General features: G+C 63.1%; 22 protein-coding genes and 1 riboswitch. Of the genes, 13 read left to right on the forward strand and 9 right to left on the reverse strand.

The genetic code is table 11. The features are described 5' to 3' along the window. Positions 1-17 precede the first annotated feature (17 nt). Complete coding sequence (gene parE / locus CKW40_RS11340) at positions 18-2075, reverse strand: DNA topoisomerase IV subunit B (protein WP_095200293.1); 2058 nt, start codon at positions 2073-2075, stop codon at positions 18-20. Between the two features lie 237 nt (positions 2076-2312). Between parE and cpaB the strand changes: the two genes are divergently transcribed. The 12 genes from cpaB (at position 2313) to CKW40_RS11400 (ending at position 13752) form a co-directional block, all read left to right on the forward strand. Beyond that, on the forward strand, positions 2313-3239 hold the full coding sequence (gene cpaB / locus CKW40_RS11345; protein WP_244571160.1) for a Flp pilus assembly protein CpaB: 927 nt from the start codon (positions 2313-2315) through the stop codon (positions 3237-3239). Positions 3240-3269: 30 nt separating this feature from the next. Continuing rightward, on the forward strand, positions 3270-4712 hold the full coding sequence (locus tag CKW40_RS11350) for a type II and III secretion system protein family protein (protein ID WP_095199988.1): 1443 nt from the start codon (positions 3270-3272) through the stop codon (positions 4710-4712). 4 nt (positions 4713-4716) lie between these two features. Further along, positions 4717-4995, forward strand: coding sequence for a hypothetical protein (locus CKW40_RS11355; RefSeq protein WP_095199989.1), 279 nt, complete (start codon positions 4717-4719; stop codon positions 4993-4995). 36 nt (positions 4996-5031) lie between these two features. Further along, positions 5032-6246, forward strand: a complete 1215-nt coding sequence (locus CKW40_RS11360) for a CpaE/TadZ family protein (protein WP_095199990.1) — start codon at positions 5032-5034, stop codon at positions 6244-6246. After that, the gene (locus CKW40_RS11365; RefSeq protein ID WP_095199991.1) at positions 6243-7664 is read left to right on the forward strand and encodes a TadA family conjugal transfer-associated ATPase; all 1422 of its coding nucleotides are present in this window, start codon (positions 6243-6245) and stop codon (positions 7662-7664) included. Before CKW40_RS11360 ends, CKW40_RS11365 begins: the two co-directional genes overlap by 4 nt. A gap of 5 nt (positions 7665-7669) precedes the next feature. Then, on the forward strand, positions 7670-8635 hold the full coding sequence (locus CKW40_RS11370; protein ID WP_095199992.1) for a type II secretion system F family protein: 966 nt from the start codon (positions 7670-7672) through the stop codon (positions 8633-8635). 1 nt (position 8636) lies between these two features. Further along, a complete protein-coding gene (locus CKW40_RS11375) occupies positions 8637-9608 on the forward strand; it encodes a type II secretion system F family protein (protein WP_095199993.1) in 972 nt (323 codons plus the stop codon). 49 nt (positions 9609-9657) lie between these two features. Continuing rightward, positions 9658-10410 carry an RHS repeat-associated core domain-containing protein gene (locus CKW40_RS44590; protein ID WP_095199994.1) on the forward strand — a complete coding sequence of 251 codons (753 nt, stop codon included), beginning with the start codon at positions 9658-9660 and terminating at the stop codon, positions 10408-10410. Positions 10411-10413: 3 nt separating this feature from the next. After that, a complete protein-coding gene (gene imm40, locus CKW40_RS11385) occupies positions 10414-10767 on the forward strand; it encodes an Imm40 family immunity protein (RefSeq protein WP_095199995.1) in 354 nt (117 codons plus the stop codon). A gap of 171 nt (positions 10768-10938) precedes the next feature. Further along, the gene (locus tag CKW40_RS11390; protein ID WP_095199996.1) at positions 10939-11772 is read left to right on the forward strand and encodes a PA3715 family protein; all 834 of its coding nucleotides are present in this window, start codon (positions 10939-10941) and stop codon (positions 11770-11772) included. 156 nt (positions 11773-11928) lie between these two features. Further along, positions 11929-12402 carry a tetratricopeptide repeat protein gene (locus tag CKW40_RS11395; protein WP_095200294.1) on the forward strand — a complete coding sequence of 158 codons (474 nt, stop codon included), beginning with the start codon at positions 11929-11931 and terminating at the stop codon, positions 12400-12402. Between the two features lie 174 nt (positions 12403-12576). Beyond that, positions 12577-13752 carry a GGDEF domain-containing protein gene (locus tag CKW40_RS11400; RefSeq protein WP_095199997.1) on the forward strand — a complete coding sequence of 392 codons (1176 nt, stop codon included), beginning with the start codon at positions 12577-12579 and terminating at the stop codon, positions 13750-13752. Between the two features lie 101 nt (positions 13753-13853). Here CKW40_RS11400 and gcvP read toward each other — a convergent pair whose 3' ends face one another. The 3 genes from gcvP to gcvT are packed head-to-tail and all read right to left on the reverse strand — an operon-like array spanning position 13854 to position 18156. Then, positions 13854-16667 (reverse strand): aminomethyl-transferring glycine dehydrogenase, encoded by a 2814-nt coding sequence (gene gcvP, locus CKW40_RS11405; RefSeq protein WP_179297925.1) that lies wholly within the window; start codon positions 16665-16667, stop codon positions 13854-13856. 14 nt (positions 16668-16681) lie between these two features. Further along, complete coding sequence (gcvH, locus tag CKW40_RS11410; RefSeq protein ID WP_095200296.1) at positions 16682-17050, reverse strand: glycine cleavage system protein GcvH; 369 nt, start codon at positions 17048-17050, stop codon at positions 16682-16684. 5 nt (positions 17051-17055) lie between these two features. Then, positions 17056-18156: a glycine cleavage system aminomethyltransferase GcvT gene (gene gcvT / locus CKW40_RS11415; RefSeq protein WP_095199998.1), complete on the reverse strand. Its 1101-nt coding sequence runs from the start codon at positions 18154-18156 to the stop codon at positions 17056-17058. Positions 18157-18305: 149 nt separating this feature from the next. Continuing rightward, positions 18306-18392: riboswitch (glycine riboswitch) on the reverse strand. A gap of 211 nt (positions 18393-18603) precedes the next feature. Here gcvT and CKW40_RS11420 point away from each other — a divergent pair. Next, positions 18604-19605 (forward strand): hypothetical protein, encoded by a 1002-nt coding sequence (locus CKW40_RS11420; protein ID WP_095199999.1) that lies wholly within the window; start codon positions 18604-18606, stop codon positions 19603-19605. Between the two features lie 159 nt (positions 19606-19764). On the opposite strand, the gene CKW40_RS11425 is transcribed toward CKW40_RS11420, so the two are convergent. From CKW40_RS11425 to gfa, 5 genes are all read right to left on the reverse strand, one after another. Beyond that, the gene (locus tag CKW40_RS11425) at positions 19765-20574 is read right to left on the reverse strand and encodes a molybdopterin-binding protein (RefSeq protein WP_095200000.1); all 810 of its coding nucleotides are present in this window, start codon (positions 20572-20574) and stop codon (positions 19765-19767) included. Between the two features lies 1 nt (position 20575). Further along, positions 20576-21457 carry a cytochrome b/b6 domain-containing protein gene (locus CKW40_RS11430; RefSeq protein WP_095200001.1) on the reverse strand — a complete coding sequence of 294 codons (882 nt, stop codon included), beginning with the start codon at positions 21455-21457 and terminating at the stop codon, positions 20576-20578. 97 nt (positions 21458-21554) lie between these two features. After that, a complete protein-coding gene (locus CKW40_RS11435) occupies positions 21555-22232 on the reverse strand; it encodes a DUF1345 domain-containing protein (RefSeq protein WP_095200297.1) in 678 nt (225 codons plus the stop codon). Positions 22233-22263: 31 nt separating this feature from the next. Continuing rightward, a complete protein-coding gene (locus tag CKW40_RS11440) occupies positions 22264-22731 on the reverse strand; it encodes a YaiI/YqxD family protein (RefSeq protein ID WP_056572226.1) in 468 nt (155 codons plus the stop codon). Between the two features lie 63 nt (positions 22732-22794). Beyond that, positions 22795-23364 carry an S-(hydroxymethyl)glutathione synthase gene (gene gfa / locus CKW40_RS11445; protein ID WP_095200002.1) on the reverse strand — a complete coding sequence of 190 codons (570 nt, stop codon included), beginning with the start codon at positions 23362-23364 and terminating at the stop codon, positions 22795-22797. Between the last annotated feature and the right edge of the window lie 41 nt (positions 23365-23405).

Below are 23405 nucleotides of genomic sequence, written 5' to 3' on the forward strand. Positions count from 1 at the left end.
TATGGACCGGCTGGCGGCTAGATATCCAGCACTTCCGTTTCGGCGAATTCGGCACGTTCCTGGATGAAGCGGAAGCGGGCTTCCGGCTTGGTGCCCATCAGCTCATCGACCCTGTCCTTGGTGGCTGAATCGATTTCGTTCACATCGACCCTGAGCAGCGTGCGCTTCCTCGGATCCATGGTGGTCTCCTTGAGCTGCGAGGCCATCATTTCGCCCAGACCCTTGAAGCGGCCAAGCTCGACCTTGCCGCGCCCGGTGAATTCGGTACGCAGGAGCTCGTCCTTGTGCGCGTCGTCGCGGGCGTACGCAACCTTGCCGCCTTGCCTGATCGAGTAAAGCGGCGGGACCGCCAGAAAGAGGTGGCCGCCGCGCACCAGCGCCGGCATTTCCTGGTAGAAGAAGGTGATCAAAAGCGAGGCGATGTGGGCGCCGTCGACGTCGGCGTCGGTCATGATGATCACGCGGTCGTAGCGCAAATCCTCGTCGCGGTATTTTGAACGTGTGCCGCAGCCGAGCGCCTGGATCAGGTCCGATATCTGCTGGTTGGCGGCCAGCTTGTCGTTGCCGGCACTGGCGACGTTGAGGATTTTGCCGCGCAATGGCAGTACCGCCTGGCTGGCACGGTCGCGCGCCTGCTTGGCCGAGCCGCCGGCCGAGTCGCCTTCGACGATGAAGAGTTCGGCACCTGCCGCGGCGTTCTGCGTGCAGTCGGCGAGCTTGCCCGGCAGGCGCAGCTTGCGCACCGCGCTCTTGCGCGACACTTCTTTTTCCTGGCGCCGGCGCACCCGCTCGTCGGCGCGCGCGATCACCCAGTCGAGCAGCTTCGAGGCCTCCTGCGGATTGTCGGCCAGCCAATGGTCGAACGGGTCGCGGATCGCGGTCTCGACAATGCGGATGGCCTCGATCGTTGCCAGCCTGTCCTTGGTCTGGCCGACAAATTCGGGCTCGCGGATGAACACCGACAGCATGCCGGCCGCCGAGATCATGACGTCTTCGGAGGTGACGACGGAGGCACGCTTGTTGCCGACCAGGTCGGCATAGGCGCGCAAGCCGCGCGTCAGCACGTTGCGGAAGCCGGCCTCGTGGGTGCCGCCTTCAGCCGTCGGGATGGTGTTGCAGTAGGAATTGATGAAGCCGTCGCCGCCGAACCAGGTCACCGCCCATTCGAGCGAGCCATGGCCGCCCTGCTTTTCGCTTTTTCCCGCGAAAATTTCGCGCGTCACCTGGAAGTCGTCGCCGAGCGACGCCTTGAGATAATCCTTCAGGCCGCCCGGAAAATGGAACTCAGCCTTGGCCGGCGTCGGGTCCTTGTCCTTGATCAGGGAGGGATCGCAGGTCCAGCGGATTTCGACGCCGCCGAAGAGATAGGCCTTCGAACGCGTCATGCGGTAGAGCCGAGCCGGCTCGAAGGCGCAGCCCTTGCCGAAGATCTGCTCGTCGGGATGAAAGCGGGTCTTGGTGCCGCGGCGGTTTTGGACTTCGCCGAGGTGCTCCAGACCGCTTACCGGAATGCCGCGCGAGAATCTTTGGCGGTAAAGCTGGCGGCCTCGCGCCACTTCGACCTCGAGATGGTCGGACAGCGCGTTGACGACGGAGACGCCGACGCCGTGCAGGCCGCCCGAGGTCTCATAGACCTTGGAGTCGAATTTGCCGCCCGAATGCAGCGTCGTCATGATGACTTCGAGCGCCGGCTTCTTGTATTTCGGATGGGGATCGACCGGGATGCCGCGGCCATTGTCGGTAACGGTCAGAAACCCGTCGGCCGAAAGCTCGACATCGATGAAGGTGGCATGGCCGGCGACCGCCTCGTCCATGGAATTGTCGATGACCTCAGCGAACAGATGGTGCATCGCCTTGTCGTCGGTGCCGCCAATATACATGCCCGGCCGGCGGCGCACCGGCTCCAGGCCTTCGAGCACCTCGATGTCGGCGGCGCTGTAGCCTTCGCTGCCGTCCTTGGTCGCGGCCGGGCGCTTGGCTGCCGCCTGCACCAGCGGATCCGCCGGGCGCGCGGGTGTGCGAACAGGCTGCGGCTGCTTGTCCATATTACCGAAGAGGTCGTTGTTGTCGTCCATGCCTGCCATACGGTCCGGTGCTGCGAATCACCCGTCGATACTGCCACGCTTTTCAGCGCCAAGCGACGGAGGTTCCTGTTACGTTCGGGGATCTGACCCCTCTTATCCTAAAACCATTCGATAACCAAGCGGGCGGAAATAGATCGAATGCCGCCATTCCGCATTCCTGTTTCTTTAACAAAGCGGCCTAGCGTGAGCCCAACATAACAAGAAACTGCGGGCATCAGGGGTTTCGGCGTGAGGGGCAAGGCCATAACGATGATCGGCATCGCCGCCGTTTTCGGCGCGATCTCGATCTTTGCCGCGGATTTCTGGGTCAAGAGCCAGACCAAACCCAATGCCGAGGAGAAGACGGCGTCGATCGCCGCTCCGGCACCGCCCAGGATCGAGTTCAAGACCATCGTGGTGGCGAACGCGCCGTTGCGCTACGGCATGGAACTCGACCGCGCCAAGCTCAGCGAAATCCCGTGGCCGCAGGATTCCCTGCCGCAGGGCGCCTTCCCGACCATCGACGGATTGCTCGGCGAAGGCAGCCGCGTCGTGCTCTCGCCGATCGAGGTCAACGAACCGGTGCTGCTGACCAAGCTGTCGGGGCCAAATGGCCGTGCAACGCTTTCCAACATGATGACCCCCGGCATGCGGGCGGTGACCATCCGCACCGATGAGATCGCCGGTGTCGGCGGCTTCGTCACGCCGGGCGACCGCGTCGATGTCGTGCTGACGCGCGATGCCGGCGAAATCCAGGAAGTGGCCAAGAACGCGCAAGGGGCGGCCGGGTCGACCGTCACCTCCGAGATCGTCGTTGCCGACGCCAAGGTACTGAGCGTCGGCCAGGGTGCCGATGTGCGCCAGACGACGCCACAGATCTCCAATTCGGTGACCATCGAGGTGACGACCGAAGGTGCGCAGAAAGTGGCGCTTGCCCGCACCGTCGGCACGCTGTCGCTGTCGCTTCGTTCCGCGGGCGAAGGCGGCGATGGCAAGAACGGCGTCACCACCATCTCTTCCTTCGGCGGATCGGTGGCGGCCAAGGCTCAGGCGGCGGCCGGCTCGCTGTTCGATGCGATGACCAAGGAGCCGGAGAAGCCGAAATTCAAGACAATCGTCGTGACGCGCGGCACGAAGGCCGAGGAATATCAGGTTCCTGCGCGGGACCAGAAGTAAAGGCCGGTGGGGACCGGACGGGACAGGGCAATGTTGATGCGTACCCTATATCGAATGACGGGCCGGCTGCGCTTCGTGCGCATCCTGGCGATGGCGGTTTCACTGGCCGCGAGCGGCATGCTCGCGCCCGGCGCGGCCAAGGCGAACAATGATGTGGTCTATGTCTCGTCGACCAAGAATGCGTCGATCAAGGTCGCCAAGGGCAAGCCCAAGACAATCATGACGAGCGCTGCCTTCTACCAGATCGTCATCGGCGATCCGGAGATCGCCAACGTCAATCCACTGACCGACAAATCCTTCTACGTGCTGGGCAACAATCTCGGCACCACCGGCATCGCGCTGTTCGACGACAAAAAGCAGCTTGTCGGCACCATCGACATCGAGGTGACGCTCGACACCGACCAGCTGGCCAGCACCATCCGCGCCAGCGTGCCGGACGCCAAGATCAAGGTCGGCTCGGCCAATGGCCGCGTCGTGCTGTCGGGCGAGGCCGATGACGCGGTGGCGGCGGACAAGGCAAGCAAGATCGCCAGCCGCTTTTCCGGCAATGAGGAAGTGATCAACTCGGTCAACATCTCGTCCTCGCAGCAGGTTCAGCTCAACGTCCGCTTTGTCGAGATCAACCGCCAGGCCGGCCAGGATCTCGGCGCCAAATACAGCGCCAATTTCGCCTATGGCCTGGGCGGGCGCGATGTGACTCTCGATCCAGGCGCCGTGCCGGCGGCAGGGACCGGCGAAATCATCGGCCGGCTGCTGTCGAACGGTGCGTCGGTCGATATCGCCATCAAGGCGCTGGAAGAGCGCGGCCTTGCCCGACGGCTGGCCGAACCGAACCTGATCGCCCGTTCCGGTCAGACGGCGAGCTTCCTGGCCGGCGGCGAATTCCCGATCCCGGTTTCGGAAGACAACGGCAAGATCTCCGTCACCTACAAGAAATACGGTGTCAGCCTGGACTTCACGCCGACCGTGCTCAAGGACGGGCTGGTCAGCCTCGACATCGCGCCGGAAGTCTCTTCGATCGATGCGTCGTCCTCCTACAACATCGGCACTATCTCCGTGCCGGGCTTCATCGTACGCCGCGCCAGGACGTCGGTCGATCTCAAGAACGGCCAGAGCTTCATGATCGCAGGGCTGCTGCAGTCGCAAAACGACATCACCACGTCGCGCATTCCCGGCCTCGGCAAGATGCCGGTGCTCGGGGCCCTGTTCTCGTCGAAATCCTACCAGCGGCGCGAGACCGATCTGGTCATCATCGTCACGCCCTATCTGGTCAAGCCGGTAGATCCGTCGAAGAAGATGGTCGAGCCGACCGGCGGCACGCAGCCGGCCAGCAATGCCGACTATTTCCTCAACAACACCGAGGAAGTGAAGGCGTCGGACAGCGGCCGCGCGCTGGCGCTGGCCGATGGCAGCGCCGGACGGACCGCTTCCGCCACCACGGTCGGGCATTTCCTCGACCTGCCGAAGGACTGAAGCCATGCGACTGGTCCTGAGATCGAGCATCGCCTTGCTTCTTGCCGGTTTGGTCGGCGGCTGCACCAGCGACGATTATGTCCGCAGCGAAGGGGTGACGTCGGGTGCCGGCAACGCCCAGGCCGCCAACACCGTCATGCAGATGGTCGACCCGTGGAAATACGGCGTCCAGAACACCAGGCTTCTCGTGCCTGCCAAGCGTGGCGATGCCGGACCTGTCACGCCCGATCAGGCGGCGGGCGCGAAGGCATCTCAGACGCCCACGGGCACCGCGGGCAACTGACCCCAAAGGGCGATCAAGCTCACAGGCTGACAAAAAATGGCAAACGGCATCAAGACCCGGAAAATCCTGCTCGTATCGACGGACAGGACCTTCGTGCAGGACACGCGGACCGCATTCGCCGCCTCCGAGATCATCCAGCTCGCGGCGGTGGAAAAGAATGTCACCGAATTGCGCGGCGAGGTCCAGGAGGCCGATTTCGGCGCCATCATCGTCGACATGGACGCGGCGAAGCTGGAGGAGGTCGAGTCGCTGCAGCGCATCATGCGCCGGCTGGAGGGCAAGGCGCCGGTGGTCGTGGTCACCCAGGAGTTCAACGCCGCCGCCGTGCGCATCCTGGTGCAGCTCAAGGTCGCGGACTTCCTGGTCAAGCCGATCACCACGGCCGATCTGGTGCGCTCGGTGGTGCGGGCTCTGCAAGGGCCGGGGCGTGAGGAAAACACCGAGTCGCAGATCTACACCTTCATGCCGGCGGCCGGCGGCGTCGGCACCACGACACTGGCGCTGCAGACCGCGTTCCAGCTGCATCATTCGGTGACGCGCGGCGCCTCGACGTGCGTGGTCGACCTCAATTTCCAGCAGGGCGCCTGCGCCGAATATCTTGACCTCGAGCCGCGCTTCGACATCACCGAGATCGAGAACCAGCCCGAACGCCTCGACCGGCAACTGCTCGACGTGATGCTGTCCAAGCATGCCAGCGGACTGTGCGTGCTGGCGGCGCCGACGCATCCGGCGGAGATGCGCTCGTTCAAGACCGATGTCGTGGTGCGCATGCTGGACCTCGTCTCGGCCTATTTCGACAATGTCGTCATCGACATGCCGCGCACCTGGTTTCCGTGGACGGAGACCGTGCTGCTCGGCTCCAACAAGCTCTATATCGTCGCCGAGATGACGGTGCCGTGCCTGCGCCACACGCAAAGGCTGATCCAGGCGGTCTACGAGACCGCCGGCAAGGAAGTAAAGCCGAACGTCATCGTCAACCGTTTCGAGCAGAAGATGTTCGACAACGGCATCAAGCAGGCGGACGTCCAGGAAATCCTAGGCGAGCATTTCGTCGGCGGCATCTCCAACAACTACCGGCTGGTGCGCGAGGCGGTCGACCGCGGCGTGCCGCTGCACGAGATCGATCCCAACGCCAATGTCGTCAACGATTTGAAGAAGATCATCCTTCCGGAGGAGGCGGCCGCGACTGGAGCCAAGTCGAAGTCGCTGTTCGGTCTCGGCAAGGGCTTCTTGAGGAGGAAGGCCGGATGACCAGCCGTTTTTCCACCCTGCAGAACCGCGACGCGCGCCCGCTGCGTCCGGCTGATACAACGCCGGTCGCGCATCATGCGGTCGTTATCCCGACCAGCCGAAAGGCATCGCCGGCAAAGCCTGATGTCGCACCGGCAAAGAGCGCCAACAAGGTGCTCGATGCGCGCGTACGCATTCACCGGATGCTGCTCGAAGAAATCAATCTCGTGGCGCTGGAGCGTTTGCCCAAGGAGGAGATGCGCCGGCAGGTGCATGATTTCGTTTCGGAAAAAACCCGCCAGGAGCGGATGGCGATCAACACCGTCGAACTCGAAGCGCTGGTCGACGATATCGTCGACGAGATGGTTGGCCTCGGTCCGCTCGAGCCATTGCTCAAGGATCCCGACATCAACGACATCCTGATCAACGGCCACCAGAACTGCTTCATCGAAAAGAAAGGCAAGCTGCAGCAGGTCCATATCCCGTTCAAGGACGAGGCGCATCTGCTTAGAATCATTAACAAGATCGTCGCCGCGGTCGGCCGCCGCGTCGACGAATCGCAGCCGATGGTCGACGCGCGCATGCTGGATGGCTCACGCTTCAACGCCGCCATCCGCCCGGTTGGCGTCGACGGGCCGCTGGTGTCGATCCGCAAATTCTCCAAGAACAAGCTTGGCCTGCACAAGCTGGTCGAATTCGGCGCCATCACCCAGAACATGGCCGAAGTGCTGGCGGCGGCGGTGCACGCCCGCAAGACGACGATCATCTCGGGCGGCACCGGCACCGGCAAGACGACGATGCTCAACGCGCTGTCGGCCTTCATTCCCGAAGACGAGCGGCTGATCACCATCGAGGACGCGGCCGAACTTCAGCTGCAGCAGCCGCATGTCGCGCGCATGGAGACGCGCCCCGCCAACATTGAGGGCCATGGCGAGTTGAAGCAGCGCGATCTCGTCAAGAACGCGCTGCGCATGCGCCCCGACCGCGTCATCCTCGGCGAGTGCCGCGGCGAGGAGGCTTTCGACATGCTGCAGGCGATGAACACCGGCCATGAGGGGTCGATGGCGACCATCCACGCCAACACGCCGCGCGACGCCATCTCGCGCCTCGAACAGATGCTGGGCATGACCGGCATGCCGATGACGGTGCAATCGATCCGCAGCCAGATCGCCAGCGCCATCGATATCATCGTCCAGCTGACCCGGCTTTCCGACGGCAAGCGCAAGGTGACAAGCGTCGCCGAGGTGACCGGCATGGAAGGCGACGTCATCCAGACGCAGGAGATCTTCCGCTTCGTGCGCACCGGCATGGATGCCGACGGTGGCATTCTCGGCCATTTCGAGGCGACCGGCATCCGGCCGCGCTTCCTTGAGGATATGCGCGCCATGGGCATCGAGTTTCCCGGACGCTATTTCGAACCCGGCCGGCCGCAGGAGTAAGCCAGGTGTTCGACGGGCTGAGCGCAATCTATGTCGTCTATGCCGGAGCAGCGCTCACCGGCATCATGATCGCCGAGGCCTGTTATCTCCTCTATGCCGGCCGCAGCGACAAGCGCACCGCCATCAACCGGCGCATGAAGCTGCAGGAAAACAAGATCAGCCAGGAGCAGGTGCTGATCCAGCTGCGCAAGGAGCGCGGCCTCGACGCCGGCACCTCGCTGCTCTCGCCGGATCGGTTCCGCGCGCTGCGCACACAGTCGGGCATGATCATGCCGCTGTCGAAATTCCTGATGATCACTTCGGGCGTGGCGATGGCCATGAGCCTGGTCGCGGTCTGGTACGGGTTGCCGCTGCTGATGGGGCTTCTCCTGTTCGTCGTGCTGCTGCCGTTGGTGCCGGTGATGGTGATGCGCTTCAAGCGCAAGCGCCGGCTCAAGCGCTTCGGCATGCAGTTGCCCGAGGCCCTGGAACTGATCACGCGCGGCCTCAAGGCCGGTCACCCTGTGCCGGTGGCCGTCGCCATGGTGTCGCGCGAGATGCCCGATCCGATCGGCACAGAGTTCGGCGTCATCGCCGATGAGGTGACCTATGGTTCCGATCTGGTCTCGGCATTGAATTCGCTGTTCGACAGGGTCGGCCATGAGGATCTGCCGCTGTTCATCACCGCCGTCTCGATCCAGTCCAGTTCGGGCGGCAATCTGCGCGAGATCCTCGATGGCCTGGCGTTGACGATCCGCGAGCGCGGCAAGTTGCGCCGCAAGGTGCGCGCCATCTCGACCGAAGGCCGCATGTCAGCCTACATCCTGACGGCGATACCGGCGCTTTTGTTTGCCGCCATCATGGCGCTGATGCCGGGCTTCTACCGCGATGTCTGGGGCGAGCCGAAAACCTGGTACCTGATCGGCGGGTCGGTCGCCTGGCTGATGCTGGGCAATCTGATGATGTTCAAAATGTCGAATTTCAGGTTCTGACATGCAGGGCTTTATCGAGTTCCTCGCCTCGCTTGCACCGACCTCCTTGATACCGGTGGCCATCCTGCTTTTGGCCCTGGGCAGTGTCGCGGTTGCCTGGCCGATGGTCATGGCTAAGGGCGACCGCAACGAGGTGAAGCGCCGGCTCAAGGTCGACCAAAGTGCCGTGACCGCGAAACCGGAGCCGCTGCAGAAGAAGAACACCGGCGTCGTGCGCGAGAAGGCGGTGAAGCGGGCGCAGGAATTCTACGCCAAGAGCGATCCGGAAAATGTCGCCCGGTTGCGCATGAAGCTGATCCAGGCCGGCTATATGGAGCCGCGCGCCGTTGGCACCTTCTTCATCATCCGCTTCTCGGCGCTGATCGGCGCCGCGCTCGGCGCCTTTGTCCTCAACCAGTGGATGGCCAGCGCCGAAGCGACGATGGCCAGCCGCTGGGCGTTCGTCATCCTGTCGGGCGTGGCCGGCTATTTCCTGCCTGGCCTGGTGCTGACCCAGAAGGTGCGGGAGAAGATGCGCGAATACCGCAACGGCTTTCCCGACTTCATGGACCTGATGATCGTCTGCTCGGATGCCGGCATGAGCATGGAGTCCGGCATCGAGCGCGTCTCGAAGGAGCTTGCCAAGACCTATCCGGCACTCAGCCAGAACCTGCAGCTGGTGTCGCTGGAACTGCGGGCCGGGCGCAGCCTCGACGATGCGCTGAAGGCGCTCGCCGAGCGCCTCAGCCTGGACGAGGTCCGTTCCTTTGCCACGCTGCTGCAGCAATCGAAGGAACTCGGCACCAGCCTGTCGGGCGCGCTGCGCGTCTTCTCCGACGAAATGCGCCACAAGCGCATGTCGCTGGCCGAGGAGAAGGCGCATGCCTTGCCGGCCAAGATGTCGATACCGGTGACGGTGTGCATCCTGCCGGTGGTGCTGATGATCGCGGTCATCCCGATCATCGTCAAAATGACGAACGGCCAATTTCACTGATGTTCAGCCGCAGGGCATCGAAGAGTGATTAAAGTGCACTGTCACCGTAATTCGCAACACAACATCACGCGAGTACTACGGCGAGGGCGAGTTTGTACACGCGTCACCGTCTCAAACATATTACTATGGGCCGGATCAGATTGGCTCGGTTCGGCGCGTTTTTGCCAGCACCAGCAACGCACCGGCCTATAGCTATGATCCTTACGGCAATCCACTTCAGGCCACCGCCTCGCTTACCGACTTTGGCTACGCGGGCATGCTGAATAATGCTGATAGTGGTCTCTACCTGACGAATTATCGCGCTTACGATCCTAGTCTGGGGCGCTGGCTATCTCGCGACCCAATCGGGGAAATTAGCGATCCGGCAGGCAACCTTTACGCTTATGTAGAAGGGAACGTTGTCAATTTATCCGATGTGCTAGGCCTAGCATGCACACCTGGAGGGTTGAGCTTTTCGAGCAAGATTGAAAGGCAAATGCGAACAAGGGGATGGACACCGGACCAAATTGATGATGCGGTTCGAAATGGAGACCGGATCGACGCAATCGACAGAGCGACCGGCGACCCCGCCACTCGATATATAGATCCTTCAACAGGTCAATCGGTCGTCGTAAACAATAGGACAGGTGAAATTAAGCAGGTTGGGGGCCCGGGGTTCAAATTTGGCCCGGAGAGTGGCGACGTTCCGGGCGCGAGCGTAAGGCCGCCGCCGTTCCAAGGGCCTGTACAGCCCGAAGTCCCACTAGAGCCTGAGATGCCGCCAAACTTACTTGAGGATCCACTCATAATTCTTGATTTTTGAAAAATGGATAAGAAAATGCAGTGGGAAAAAATCCTGCCAAAACCTCTCGTAAAGAAAGCATATAGATCTAGGTCGGAACTTGCTTGGCCTAAGGAGGATGCGCTCAGTGTGATTAATATTCTGCAGGAATCTGGATACTTAATAATTGGAGTGGACATCTGGCTGGCGACAGAGAACGGCCCAACGATACCAACCCCATTTGTCTATGACTGGGACTTATCTGCGCAAGAATCGGATAACAGTCAGAATTCGACTGCAGAAGAGTTTATTGCCTCCTTTCAATGGGATCCAAGTGACACCTCACACGGAGGCCGGCCCCCTTACTTCAACATTTTAGCGCAGCTGAAACAATCCTGAGCAGTTGACGAACTGCATTCCGTGACGAAAGGAACAGCGAACGCTGGATAAAGCGGTTCAGGTAGCTGCACATCGGCATCTGCAAAATCGGCAAATGATCATCGACAAACGCCGGGCAGGGGCTGACAACCATCATCCTGCCAGAACGCGGCCCTGCGCCATGAGAACCCCATGCGAATAGTGTTGTGTGCCGCCTCCCTCATTCTCGCCGCCGCCAGCCTGTGGCCCGCCCAGGCCGCGGCAGACGATTGCGGCGATGCTGCCGCGCTGTTGCGGCAGGCCTATCCCAAGGTTCAGAAAGGCGCCGACGGCGACTCCTTTACGCTCGAACCCCATACCAGCATTGCGCTCGCGGATCCGCAGGACCTTATGCCCGGCTTGGTCTGCAAGGTCTGGCCTGCCCATGACGATCTGCTGCTGGTCGCGGTGCCGCTGATCGACAGCGCCCGGTCCAGCGACGACGAGCATTTTGGCGATATCGAGCTTCTGGTCGTCGACAGGAAGACCCTGCAGGTACGCCAGCGCCTTATGCAGCCGAGGCTGATGAACGACGATGCCGTCGCCATCCGCGGCATCGAATTCGATTCCGGCCGCTATGGGCTGGCGCCCGGTGTCACCGCCTTCGGCCTGCGCATCGACATGGCCAACCATTCGCAGCCCAATCCCTTCAGCGAAACCGACCTGCGGCTCTACGCCATCGCCGGCGATGCGCTGCACGTGGTGCTCGACGGCCTCGTTGTGGCCAGCAATGGCGGCGAAAGCGACACCAATTGTGCGGGATCCTTTCATTCGAGCCAGGTCAGCCTGGCTATGAGCCCGACGGTCCATCGCGGCTACCACGACATGATCGTGGTCGAGCGGAGGGATACCGGCACGTCATCTCCCGACAAGAATGGCGAGTGCCAGTCCCATCCCGGCAAGCCTGTGAGCCAGACGTACCGGCTGCGCTATGACGGCAGCCGCTATCCGGTTCCGGTCGCGCTCAAGGTCCTGGACACGCCGTGAGAGCGCGGTTCGCGTCTGCTTGAGGTGCGGCCCCGTGGTTAATGGCCGGTATTCCTGAAACCAAATCTTGGATGCATTTCGGCACCGAAGCTTAACCGCTGTGCTGTAGTGTCTTTCCTGAAGAACGACCCGGCAAATCGGGCGACGGGGCAGGGCATGCGTCAGATAAAATTTGCGGCGGCGGCCACGATGGCGGCCGTCCTGATGATCACCGGGTGCACGACGAACAACAACGTCGACACGACCAAGACCACGGCCATTCAGCCGGCCGCCAAGGATGTCGACACATCCGATCTGGCGCAAGGCAAGGCGCAGTTTCGCGACGCCAATTATGGTCTCGCCGAACAGCATTTCCGCAAGGCCGTCGAGTTGAAGGCCGACAATGCCGAGGCCTGGATGGGGCTCGCCGCCTCCTATGACGAGCTCGGCCGCTTCGACTTTGCCGACCGTGCCTACGGCCAGCTCTTGAAGGTCGCCGGCCGCAAGCCGCAGATCGTCAACAATATGGGCTATTCGCAACTGTTGCGCGGCAACAAGAAGAAGGCCAGGGCGCTGCTGCTCGAGGCGAAGGCCGGGATGGCCGACCCCACGGTCGTCAACGCCAATCTCGCACTGCTGAACAAGGGCTGACGCGCGCTTGATCCTCGCGCCGGCTGAGGGCGCGGTTTCCAGACAGGCACTGTCGACGCTTTGTAAACCGTAACCGCAGCTTGGGTCGATAGATCAGCTGAAAACCATGTCCGAGGACAGCCGCTGACCTAGAATGCGGCGTAACCGCCGACGCTCGAGAGGCCTCCGCCCGATATGCTGGATTTCAGTTCGCTCCTGCTCGCGGCCGCGCTGTCGGGCACCTGCCTGGCCGTCACCATGTTTGCCATCTGGCTCACTGCGCCGCGGGCGCGTTTCGTGCTGACGGTGGCGTGCGGCATCCTCGTGCTTGTCGCGCATGTGATCCTGTTCTGGCGCTACACCAAGGGGCCTGATCCGCTGCTTTGCCAGATCGCGCTGGCGCTGCTCAGCCTGGGCTTCCTGATCCTCTGCATTTCGGCCATGCAGTATCTCGGCGTGCCGGACCACAGGCGTGCGATCCTGCCGACACTTGCCGCCATGGCGATCTGCGCGGCCGTGACCTTCCTCGGCCTTGACGGTGTCGGCTTCATCGTCACCTACGCGACGGTCACCGTGCTGCTGTCGACGATCGGAGCCATGTTCTGGGTCAATGGCAGTCACGATCGCCGGATCCTGCTGGTGGTTTCGTTCCTGAGCGGCACCTGTGCGGTGTCGTTTGCCCTGTGCGGCGCGGTTCTGATGGCCAAGGGGCAGTGGACGCTCGGGGCGGCGCCGGACAACTGGGCCGAACGCCTGAATTCCGTCGTTGCGGTGGCCTGCATGACCGGCCTCGGCGCCTTGACGCTCTCGCTTCACCATCTGCAGGCGCAGATCGAACTGAAGGCCGAGACCATGACCGATCCATTGACCGGGCTGATGAACCGTCGCGGATTGATGTCACTCCATGGCGAGCGCCCCTTTGGTCCGTTCATGGCGGTCGTCATGTTCGACCTCGATCATTTCAAGAGGACCAACGACGTCTACGGTCACCCGGTCGGAGACCAGGTCCTGTGCCGCTTCGCCGCCGTCATCCGGAAATATGCCAGAACCGGCGTCGACGCCTTTCGCCTGGGCGGCGAGGAGTTCACCGTCGTCATGTCGCGGATGACGGAAGAGCGCGCCTATGATCTCGCCAGCAAGATCGGCGTTGCCTTCGGCACCGAAGTCGTTGCCACCCCGCACGGTCCGTTGCGCAGCACGGTCAGCGGCGGCATCGGCTTTGGCAGCGCCGACGGCAGCAGCCTCGACGAGGTGCTGGCCGAAGCGGACACCGCGCTCTACGCCGCCAAGCGCGCCGGCCGCAATTGCGTCATCAGCCATAAAAGGATGGGCAAGGCCGAACCGGTCAAGCCGGCCTTGCGCTCAGCGTAGAGCAATTCCAGGAAAAGTGTGAACGGTTTTCCGTCCGGAATTGCGTCAAAACAAAGAGTTAGAGCAGTTCGCCGTTTCCGTGAAACGGTGAGCTGCTCTGGCTACTCCGCCGCTCCGAGATAATCCGACAGCGGCGGGCAGGAGCAGACCAGATTGCGGTCACCGGCGACATTGTCGATGCGCGACACCGGCGGCCAGTACTTTGCCGCTGTGTCGGCGTCGCCGGCGGGATAGGCCGCTTCCAGGCGCGAGTAGGGATGGGTCCACTGGCCGGCCAGCGCCTCGGCGGCGGTGTGCGGTGCGTTGACCAGCGGATTGTCGGTCAAAGGCCACTCGCCCCTGGCAACTTTCGCCGCTTCGCCCGCAATGGCGATCATCGCTTCGCAGAAACGGTCGAGTTCGCGCTTGGGCTCGGATTCCGTCGGCTCGACCATCAGCGTGCCGGCGACTGGGAACGACATGGTCGGGGCGTGGAAGCCGTAGTCGATCAGGCGCTTGGCGATATCGTCGACGCTGATGCCGGCGCTCTCCTTGAGCACGCGGGTGTCGAGGATGCATTCATGCGCGATACGATCGTGCCGGCCCTTGTAAAGCAGCGGGAAGTGCGGCGCGAGCCGTGTCGCCACATAGTTGGCCGAGATGATGGCTGTCTCGGTTGCCTGCTTCAGGCCCGCGGCGCCCATCATACGGATATACATCCAGGTGATCGGCAGGATGGAAGCGCTGCCGAAGGGTGCCGCCGACACTGCATGCGCGGAGCCTTCGGTGACATGGCCCGGCAGATAGGGTTTCAGGTGCGCCCTGACACCGATCGGGCCGATGCCGGGGCCGCCGCCGCCATGCGGGATGCAGAAGGTCTTGTGCAGGTTCATATGGCAGACATCGGCGCCGATATCGGCGGGCCGGGCGAGCGCGACCAGCGCGTTGAGGTTGGCGCCGTCGAAATAGACCTGGCCGCCATGCTCGTGAATGAGGGCGCAGAGGTGGCGGGCGCCTTCTTCGTAAACGCCATGCGTCGAGGGATAGGTGAACATCAGCGCCGCGAGATTTTTGGAATGCTCGTTGGCCTTGGCCCGCATATCGTCCATGTCGATATTGCCGTCTTCCAGGCAGCGCACGACGACAACGCTCATGCCGACCATCGCCGCACTCGCCGGATTGGTACCATGCGCGGAGGAGGGGATCAGGCAGACGGTGCGGTGGCCTTCGCCGCGCGAACGATGATAGGCGCGGATGGCGAGCAGGCCGGCATATTCGCCCTGGCTGCCGGCATTGGGCTGCAGGCTGACCGCGTCGAAGCCGGTGATCTCCGACAGCCAGCCCTCCAGTTCGCCGATCATGGCGCGATAGCCGGCCGAATGGCTGGCCGGCGCGAAGGGATGCAGATTGGCGATGCTTGGCCAACTCACCGGCATCATTTCGGCCGCGGCATTGAGCTTCATGGTGCATGACCCGAGCGGGATCATTGAGCGGTCGAGCGCCAGATCCTTGTCGGCCAGCCGGCGCAGCAGGCGCATCATGTCGGTTTCCGACTTGTTCTCGTTGAACACCGGCTGGGTCAGAAACTCTTTTCCACGCGGCTTGCCGGGAACGGTGCTGTCGGCCGAGGGGGCAGCCTTGGCGCCGAACAGGGAAGCGATTGCGTCGAGATCGGCGTCGGTCGAGGTCTCGTCGAAGGCGATGCCGACATGGTCGGCGTCGAGGACGCGCAGCAGCCGGCCGGTTTTTTCGGCGGCGGCGGCGATTTCAGCGGCCTTGCCCTTCGCCACCACCGTCACCGTGTCGAAACGGCTGGCGCCGAGCACCGACACGCCTGCCGCCTCGAGGCCGCTCGCCAGGCGGTTGGCCAGGGCGTGGATGCGCCCGGCAATCGCCTGCAGCCCGGCGGGGCCGTGCCAGATGGCATAGGCCGTCGCCATATTGGCGAGCAGCGCCTGCGCGGTGCAGATGTTGGAGGTTGCCTTGTCGCGGCGGATATGCTGTTCGCGCGTCTGCAAGGCCAGGCGGTAGCCGGGCCGGCCCTTGCTGTCGGTCGACTGGCCGACAAGGCGGCCGGGCATCAACCGGGTCAGCCTGTCGGAGACAGCGCAGTAGGCAGCGTGCGGGCCGCCAAAGCCCATCGGCACGCCGAAGCGCTGCATCGGGCCGACGGCGATGTCGGCGCCGAGTCTTGCCGGCGCATCCGTCAGCGTCAGGCCAAGCGGATCGGCGATGAAGACGACCAGCGCGCCGGTGGCACGGGCCTTGTCGATCGCTGCCCTGTGGTCGCCATAGACGCCGAACGTGTCGGGCCAAGAGACGAGCAGGGCGGCCGTGTTGTCGTCGATCGTCTCGCCGTCGATCTCGATGCCGAGCGGCTCGGCGCGGGTGCGCACGACATCCAGCGTCTGCGGGTGCGGCGTGCCGGCGAACGCCACCTTGGTGCGCTTGTCGCGGTGGTGGCGCAGCGCAATGCCGACCGCTTCGGCGACAGCGGTTGCTTCATCGAGCAGCGAGGCTGACGCCACCGGCAGGCCGGTCAATTCGGTGACCAAGGTCTGGAAATTGAACAGCATTTCGAGGCGGCCTTGGCTGATCTCGGCCTGATAGGGCGTATAGGCCGTGTACCAGGCCGGATTCTCGAACAGATTGCGCTGGATGACCGGCGGCACGTGGACGCCGTGATAGCCGGCGCCGATGAAGCTCTTCAGCACCGTGTTCTTCGCCATGGTCGCCGACAATTCGGCCAGCGCTTCGGCCTCGCTGGCCGGCGCCGGCAAGGTCAGCGGCAGGTCGAGGCGAATCGACTGCGGCACGGCCTGGCTGATCAGTGTCTCGACGGAGGGAACGCCGATCACGGCAAGCATGGCTCTGACATCGTTGACGCCAGGACCGATATGGCGGGCCGAGAAGGGGGTGAGTGCTGTGGTCATCATCTCTAGTCCTGATTTCAGGCGATATGGGCTTTGTAGGCGGCCTCATCCATGAGGCCGGCGAGCTGGCTTTCGTCGGCCAACCTCATCTTCCACAGCCAGCCGGCGCCGGTTGCCGCCGAGTTGACCAGCGACGGGTCGGAAGACAGCGTGCCGTTGGCTTCGGTGATCTCGCCGTCGACTGGCGCGTAGACGTCAGAGGCCGCCTTGACGGATTCGACCACGACGGCGGTGTCGCCCTTGGCCAACTTCTTTCCAGTCTCCGGCAGTTCGACGAAGACGAGGTCGCCGAGCTGTTCCTGCGCGTAGTCAGTGATGCCGACCGTGGCGATACCGCCTTCGACGCGGAGCCATTCGTGATCTGATGTGAAATAGGTCGTTGCCATGGAATTCATCCTTTGCGGTAGCGATGAGGGGTGAAGGGCAGGGAACTGATATCGACGGGGATTTTCGTGCCGCGCACGTCGGCGAACACCCGTGTGCCTGGCTTCGCCAGAGATGCAGCGACATAGCCCATGGCGACCGGATGGCCGGCCGAGGGGCCAAAGCCGCCCGATGTGACATGGCCGGCGGGATTGCCGTCGGCGTCGAACAGGGCGGCACCGGCGCGCACCGGCTGGCGGCCCTCCGGCTTCAGCCCAACGCGCTTTTGCGCTGGGCCGCGTTCCACGGCGTCGCGCAGGGCGTCTGCGCCGATGAAGGCGCCGGAAGCGCGGATGTCCTTGGGGATCGCCCACATCAGTGCGGCGGCGGCCGGGTCGGTCTCCGGCGTGATGTCCTGGCCATGCAGGCAAAGCCCGGCCTCCAGCCGCAGGCTATCGCGCGCGGCAAGGCCGATCCACAGCACACGCTCGTCTTCGAGCAGCTTCGCGACAAGGGCGCGCGCATCGGCTTCAGGCAGGCCGATCTCGAAACCGTCCTCGCCGGTATAGCCCGACCGGCTCATGAACCAGTCTTTCCGCGGTTCGACCCCGTGCATGAATAGCAGCGAGCCGGTCTCGATGCCTGCGCGGGAGAGGGCTGCCCAGGCCTCCGGCCCCTGGATGGCCAGGAAGACGCGCTCGAGCGGCTCGACCTTCACATCAAAATTCGCGGCCAGCTCACGCAGATGCTTTTCGTCGGCGACCGCATTGCCGGCATTGGCGACCACCATGAACCTGGTATCGCCGAGGCGGGTGACGATCAGGTCGTCAAGGATGCCGCCTGCCTCGTTGAGGAAGAAGGACAGTTTCGACTGCGAGATTTCGAGCGCACCGGCATCCAGCGGGCAGGCGCGGTTGAGCAAGGCAATCGCGCCTGGTCCGCTGACCTCGAACAGTTTCATGTGCGAGATGTCGAACAGGCCGGCATGCTCGCGGGTGTGCAGATGTTCCTTCATGACGCCGGCCGGATAGGTCAGCGGCATCGACCAGCCGGCAAAGGCGCCGAAGCGCGCACCGGCGGCTGCGTGGATATCTTCGAGGGGAAGGTGTTTTGAGTCGTCGCCCGTCATGTCGTCTCCAGAGTCGCACGCAATCGGCCGCGAATGGCGACCAGTCCGTGCCCCTCTGTCTGAAGCCTGAGAGACTCGCGCAGCCGGAACTCTGTCAGCGGCGCTTACACCTTCGGCGCGGGGGCAAGCCCCGACTTTCCAGAGTGTCTTTCCCGTCTACGGTTCTTTTGCCTGAGAGATTTCGGGCGATTTCCCCTTCGGCGGCAGCTCTCGCTGCTCTCTCCCGCAAACAGGTAGGACTCAGAACCGAGCCCTCGACGCGCCATCCATAGCCCGTCGGCGACACCTTGTCACCTCCCAGCGACATCGTTCTCCCAAAAACCGCTGCGGTCTTTTGGGGCGACATGCATTGGCCGACAAGTCTTCGCTAACCACGCCGTTTGCCGGTTTTTCAAGACACTCCTGATATAGCAGGCTGATGTAACGCTTTGGGGGACGGGGACGACAATGGGCGAACTGATCATGAGCGCGCCGGTGGCGGGGTTGACGTCGAAGAATCGCATTGCCTCGGAAGATGTGGTGATGCTGCGCCGAGACGTGTTCGCCGATGGCGTGGTCACTCGAGGCGAGGCCGAGGCCTTGTTCGCGCTCGACCAGACGGCTCGGGACAAATGCGCGGAGTGGGCGCCGTTCTTCGTCGAGGCGGTGACCGACTACATCGTCCATCAGGAAAAGCCGTCGGGCTACATCTCGCAGGACAATGCCGACTGGCTGGTCCGCACCATCTCGCGCGACGGCATGGTCGACAGCCGCACTGAACTCGAATTGCTGGTCCATGTGCTGGAAGAGGCGAGATCCTCGCCGGGCAAGCTTTGCGTCTATGCGCTGGAACAGGTCGCTCATGCCGTCATCGACGGCAAGGGGCCGCTGATGCTGGGTGGCGCGCTGGTGCCCGGACTGATCGCCAAGGCGGAAGTCGAGCTGCTGCGCCGCATCCTCCACGCCCATGGCGGCGACGGCAACATCGCCATCACCCGCGGCGAGGCCGAGGTGCTGTTCAAGATCAACGAACAGACCGCCCAGGCCAAGAACGATCCGTCCTGGAACGACCTCTTCGTCAAGGCGATCGCCAATTTCGTTATGTGCTCGGCCGGCTATGAAGCGCCGACCCGCGACGTGGCGCTGCGCCAGGAAAGCTTCCTCGAACACACCGATCCGGAAATCGGCGGCTTCTTCAGCCGCATGGTCTCGGGTGGCCTTGCCGGCATCATCGAGGCCTACCGGTCCCCCAATGACATCGAGGCCGAGTGGGAAGCCAAGAACAGGGCGGCCGAGGCCTTGGCTCGCCGCGCCGAAACAATCGATGCCGGTGAAGCCAAATGGCTTGTCGATCATATCGGCTTGGACAGGCCCTTGTACGAAAACGAGCGCGCGCTGCTGACGCTGATCAAGCATGCCTCGCCTGAGATCCATCCGGCGCTAAGGCCGCTCCTCGAGAAGGTCGCCTAGGTCCATTGATATTCAGGTGATGCCGGCCTGCAAACGGCGGTTTCCTGCGCTTCCGGTGCTCACGTACCCAAAAAGTACGCTCCGCTCCGGTTCTCGGAAACCACCATTTTCGACTCGGCCTGACCTGAATCTCAACGGACCCTGCACGGTCTCACTCCATCAAATCCCGCCGTACCAGTCATAGCCATTGTCTTCCCAGTAGCCGCCACGGCCGCCGCCGACATTGGCGAAGCCGTCGACCAGTTCGATCTTGTAGAGATATTTCGGCATCTTGTAGCCGAGCTGGCGCTCGACGCGGACGCGCAGCGGTGCGCCGTTTTCGACCGGTAGCGGCTTGCCGTTCACGCCGTAGGCGAGGATCGTTTGCGGGTGGCGGGCGTCGATCAGGTCGATCGTGCCGTAATATTTGATGTCGCCGGACAGGCTGCGGTCGATCGTGTCGAGGCAATGGAACATGACGTAGCGCGCCTGCGGCTTGACCACCGCCTGGTCGAGCACCAGCGACAGCGGCGTGCCGGTCCATTTGGCGATGCAGCTCCAGCCTTCGACGCAGTCATGGCGGGTGATCTGGGTGCGGCTCGGCATGTTCTGAAGCTGCTCGCGGCTGAGCGACAGCGGCTTTTCGACAAGGCCCGACACCTCCAGCCGCCAGTCGGCGAAATTGTTGGCAAGTAGGCCCTTGTAGGTGTCATCGTCAGGGGCGGTAACGCCATTCGGCCGCTGCGGCTGGCGGATATCGGCTTCTGTGAATTCCGGCGCCAATGCATCGCGGCCGGCAAGCAGGCGCTGCGCGCGGTATGTCAGGCCATTGGCGTTTTCGAGGAAACTGCGCAGGCCGCTGCCGATGCTCAACTGGCTGTCGAAGGCGTCGCAGCCCGACAGCATGATGCCGGAGGCGCCAAGGCTGGCGGCGGTCAGGAATTTTCTTCGACTGATCTGAAAATTGGGGCTGATCTCAAACTTCGCCATGTCAGGCACTCCTCTCGGTCGTCTTGTCGTCATGCGCGGGAGGGTCGGTGCGGTACCAGCCGGTGATGATCGAGCGCAATTCGTTGATCGGGCCGGCGGCCAGGATCATCAGGATGTGGATGATGAAGAAGCCGACGAGCAGCAGCATGACGGTGAAATGGATGGTGCGCGCCGTCTGCCGGCCGCCGAGCAGTTCGTTGAGGAACGGCAGCACCGAATTCATGCTGGGCGACATGGCAAGGCCGGTGATGATCATCAGCGGCAACAGTACGAACAGCACCCCGCCATAAGCCATCTTCTGCAGCGTGTTGTATTCGCGTGTGTGATGGAATTTCAGCCTGGCGTGGTCGACGATGTCGCGCGGCAGCCGCTTGAGGTCGTCGAGGCGCGGGGCGAGATCGCGCCTGATATGGCCGTTGATCAGGCTGGCGACCAGCCAGACGAGCAAGGTCGTCGTCAGGATCCAGGCAAAGAAGAAATGGATGACACGAGCGGTGCCGAGATCATAGTAGGACGGGATGGTCGCCCAGGACGGGAAGCCGCGCGCCGTCTCGTTGCCTGGCGGACCTGACCAACCGAGCACGCCTGTCGTGTCGAAGCGGTGCCCGAAGATTGCAGTGTAGCCGCGCGGACCGGCGTTGGTGTTTTCGGCGCCGATTTCGAAGATGGTGTTGTTGTAGCCGAAGCCGGATTGCTTGCCGATGTAGAGCTGCGGTCGGGCGTTGAAGATCTGCAGGCCGGAAAGCAGCATGAAGAACAGCGAGATGGCCCAGATCCAGTGCGTCAGCCGCGTCCAGCGCGACTGCCGGTAGATCAGCGTGCTGTCGCTCGACACGGGGGCGTCCGGCCCGGTGGCGGATTGGCTTCTGGCAACCGATTCCATCTTGTCTCTTCTCCCGGCCTCGCGGCGTGGCCTGCGCGTTCATTCTCCTCCTGATACGTCGCGATCCAAACCGATGTTTCATCCGATCACGGATTTATTACGGACCACCCAGGCTGACGGCGAGATTGACGGCCGCCGCGACGATGACGGTGTTGAAGAAGAACGACAGGATCGAGTGGACAAGCACGACACAGCGCATATGCGTCGTCGAGATGTTGGTATCGGCGGTCTGCGCCGTCATGCCGATGACCGTCGAGAAATAGAGGAAATCCCAGCCTTCCGGACGCTTGTCGCCTGGGAACAGCAATCCGCCGACCGGGATTTTCTTCTTGGTTTCGGCGTCGACCGCGTCGCCGTCCATCCAGTAGACATGCGCATAGTGCAGTGCCGCCATGGCATGGATGGTGAACCAGCCAAGCGGGATCGACAGCAGCGCGAAACCGAGCTCGACGGAATTGCCTCTGTCCTTCTGATTGATCAGCAGGAACAACGAGATAACGGCGAACACGACGACGATGAGCGTCACCGCGAAGATGACCAGCACCGGCATGTCGGTGGCGCGCGCATTCTTGCTCAGATACTTGCCGGTGAATTTGGGCATGTGGCTGACGACAAGAATGACGTAAGCAGCGAAAAAGGCGTTGGCGCCGATCGAATAGGCGAGCGGGGCATGCAGCAGCAGCGCCACAAGGAGCGCCACAGCGCCGAGGCAGGCCGACATTGCGAACAGCATGTGGCGCTGCATGGGTTTCTGGATCGGGGGTTCGGCGGCCATGGCGGTCTCCACCCTGGATGGCGCTCGGTTTCTAGCTGGGTGTGGCGGATTTCAGCGCGCGCCGCAAGATACGGTCGAGTTCGCCGAGGAACCGCGAACGGTCCTGCGGTGCGAAGGAGGCATTGTAGCCCTTGCTTTCACCGGTCTCGCGCAGATGCTGCTTGAGGTCGCGCATCGCCACCGCCATGCCGATGGTTTCGGGCGTGAATGGGCGCCCGGTTGGCCCAAGCACATGCGCGCCGAGCGCCACGGCGCGAGCGGCGAGCGGAATATCCGCGGTCACCACGACATCGTTGGATTTGGCGTTCTCGACGATCCAGTCGTCGGCGGCGTCGGCGCCCTTGGAGACCACGACATTGCGGATCATCGGATCGCGCGACGGCCGCAGGCCGCCATTGGAGACGTAGGTGACGACGACGCCAAGGCGCTCGGCGACCTTTTCGACCTCGGCCTTGACGGGGCAGGCGTCGGCGTCGACGTAGATGGCAGGTGCAGGCATTGTCTCTCCGAAACGGACAGGGGCCGGAAGCGTTTCCGGCCCCTGCCTGAAATCTTATGGCGTTCAGGCCGGCAAGGCGCCGGACTTCTTCGCCGTCCAGGTGGCGATATAATCCATCAGGCCGGGGTTGAGGCAGTCATAGGGCTCCAGCCCGATTGTCTTCAGCCGCGCCCGGATGCCGTCCATCCGCTTTGGATCGACGCCGGATTCGATGATTGACGAGACGAAGGCGGTGAAGCCCGGCGGCGACCAGCCATCCTCGACGAAGCGCTCGGGGTGGATGAAGGTCAGGCCCTTGAACGGATGGTCGCGCTCGACCGGGCCGTGCATATGGACGCCGCAGCCGGTGCAGGCGTGGCGCTGGATCAGCGCGCTAGCGTCGACCACTTTCAGCTTGTCGCCGTTCTCGGTGACGGTGACATCGCCGGTGCCGGCAACGGCAACCACCGAGAACACTGCACCTTCCGGCTTCCAGCATTTGGTGCAGCCGCAGGCGTGGTTGTGAGCGATCTGGCCCTTGACCTTCACCTTGACCGGCTTGCTGGTGCAAGCGCAGACCAGCGTGCCGCCGGCAAAGCTCGCGCTCTCCTTCGGCAGGCCATTGTCGATTTTCGGATGCAGTTTCTCCGCCATTCTTTTCTCCTCCCAGTTATGAACCACAGAGGTCGCTGGCC

The sequence above is a fragment of the Mesorhizobium carmichaelinearum genome (genome assembly GCF_900199455.1).
GTDB classification, from domain to species: Bacteria; Pseudomonadota; Alphaproteobacteria; order Rhizobiales; family Rhizobiaceae; genus Mesorhizobium; species Mesorhizobium carmichaelinearum.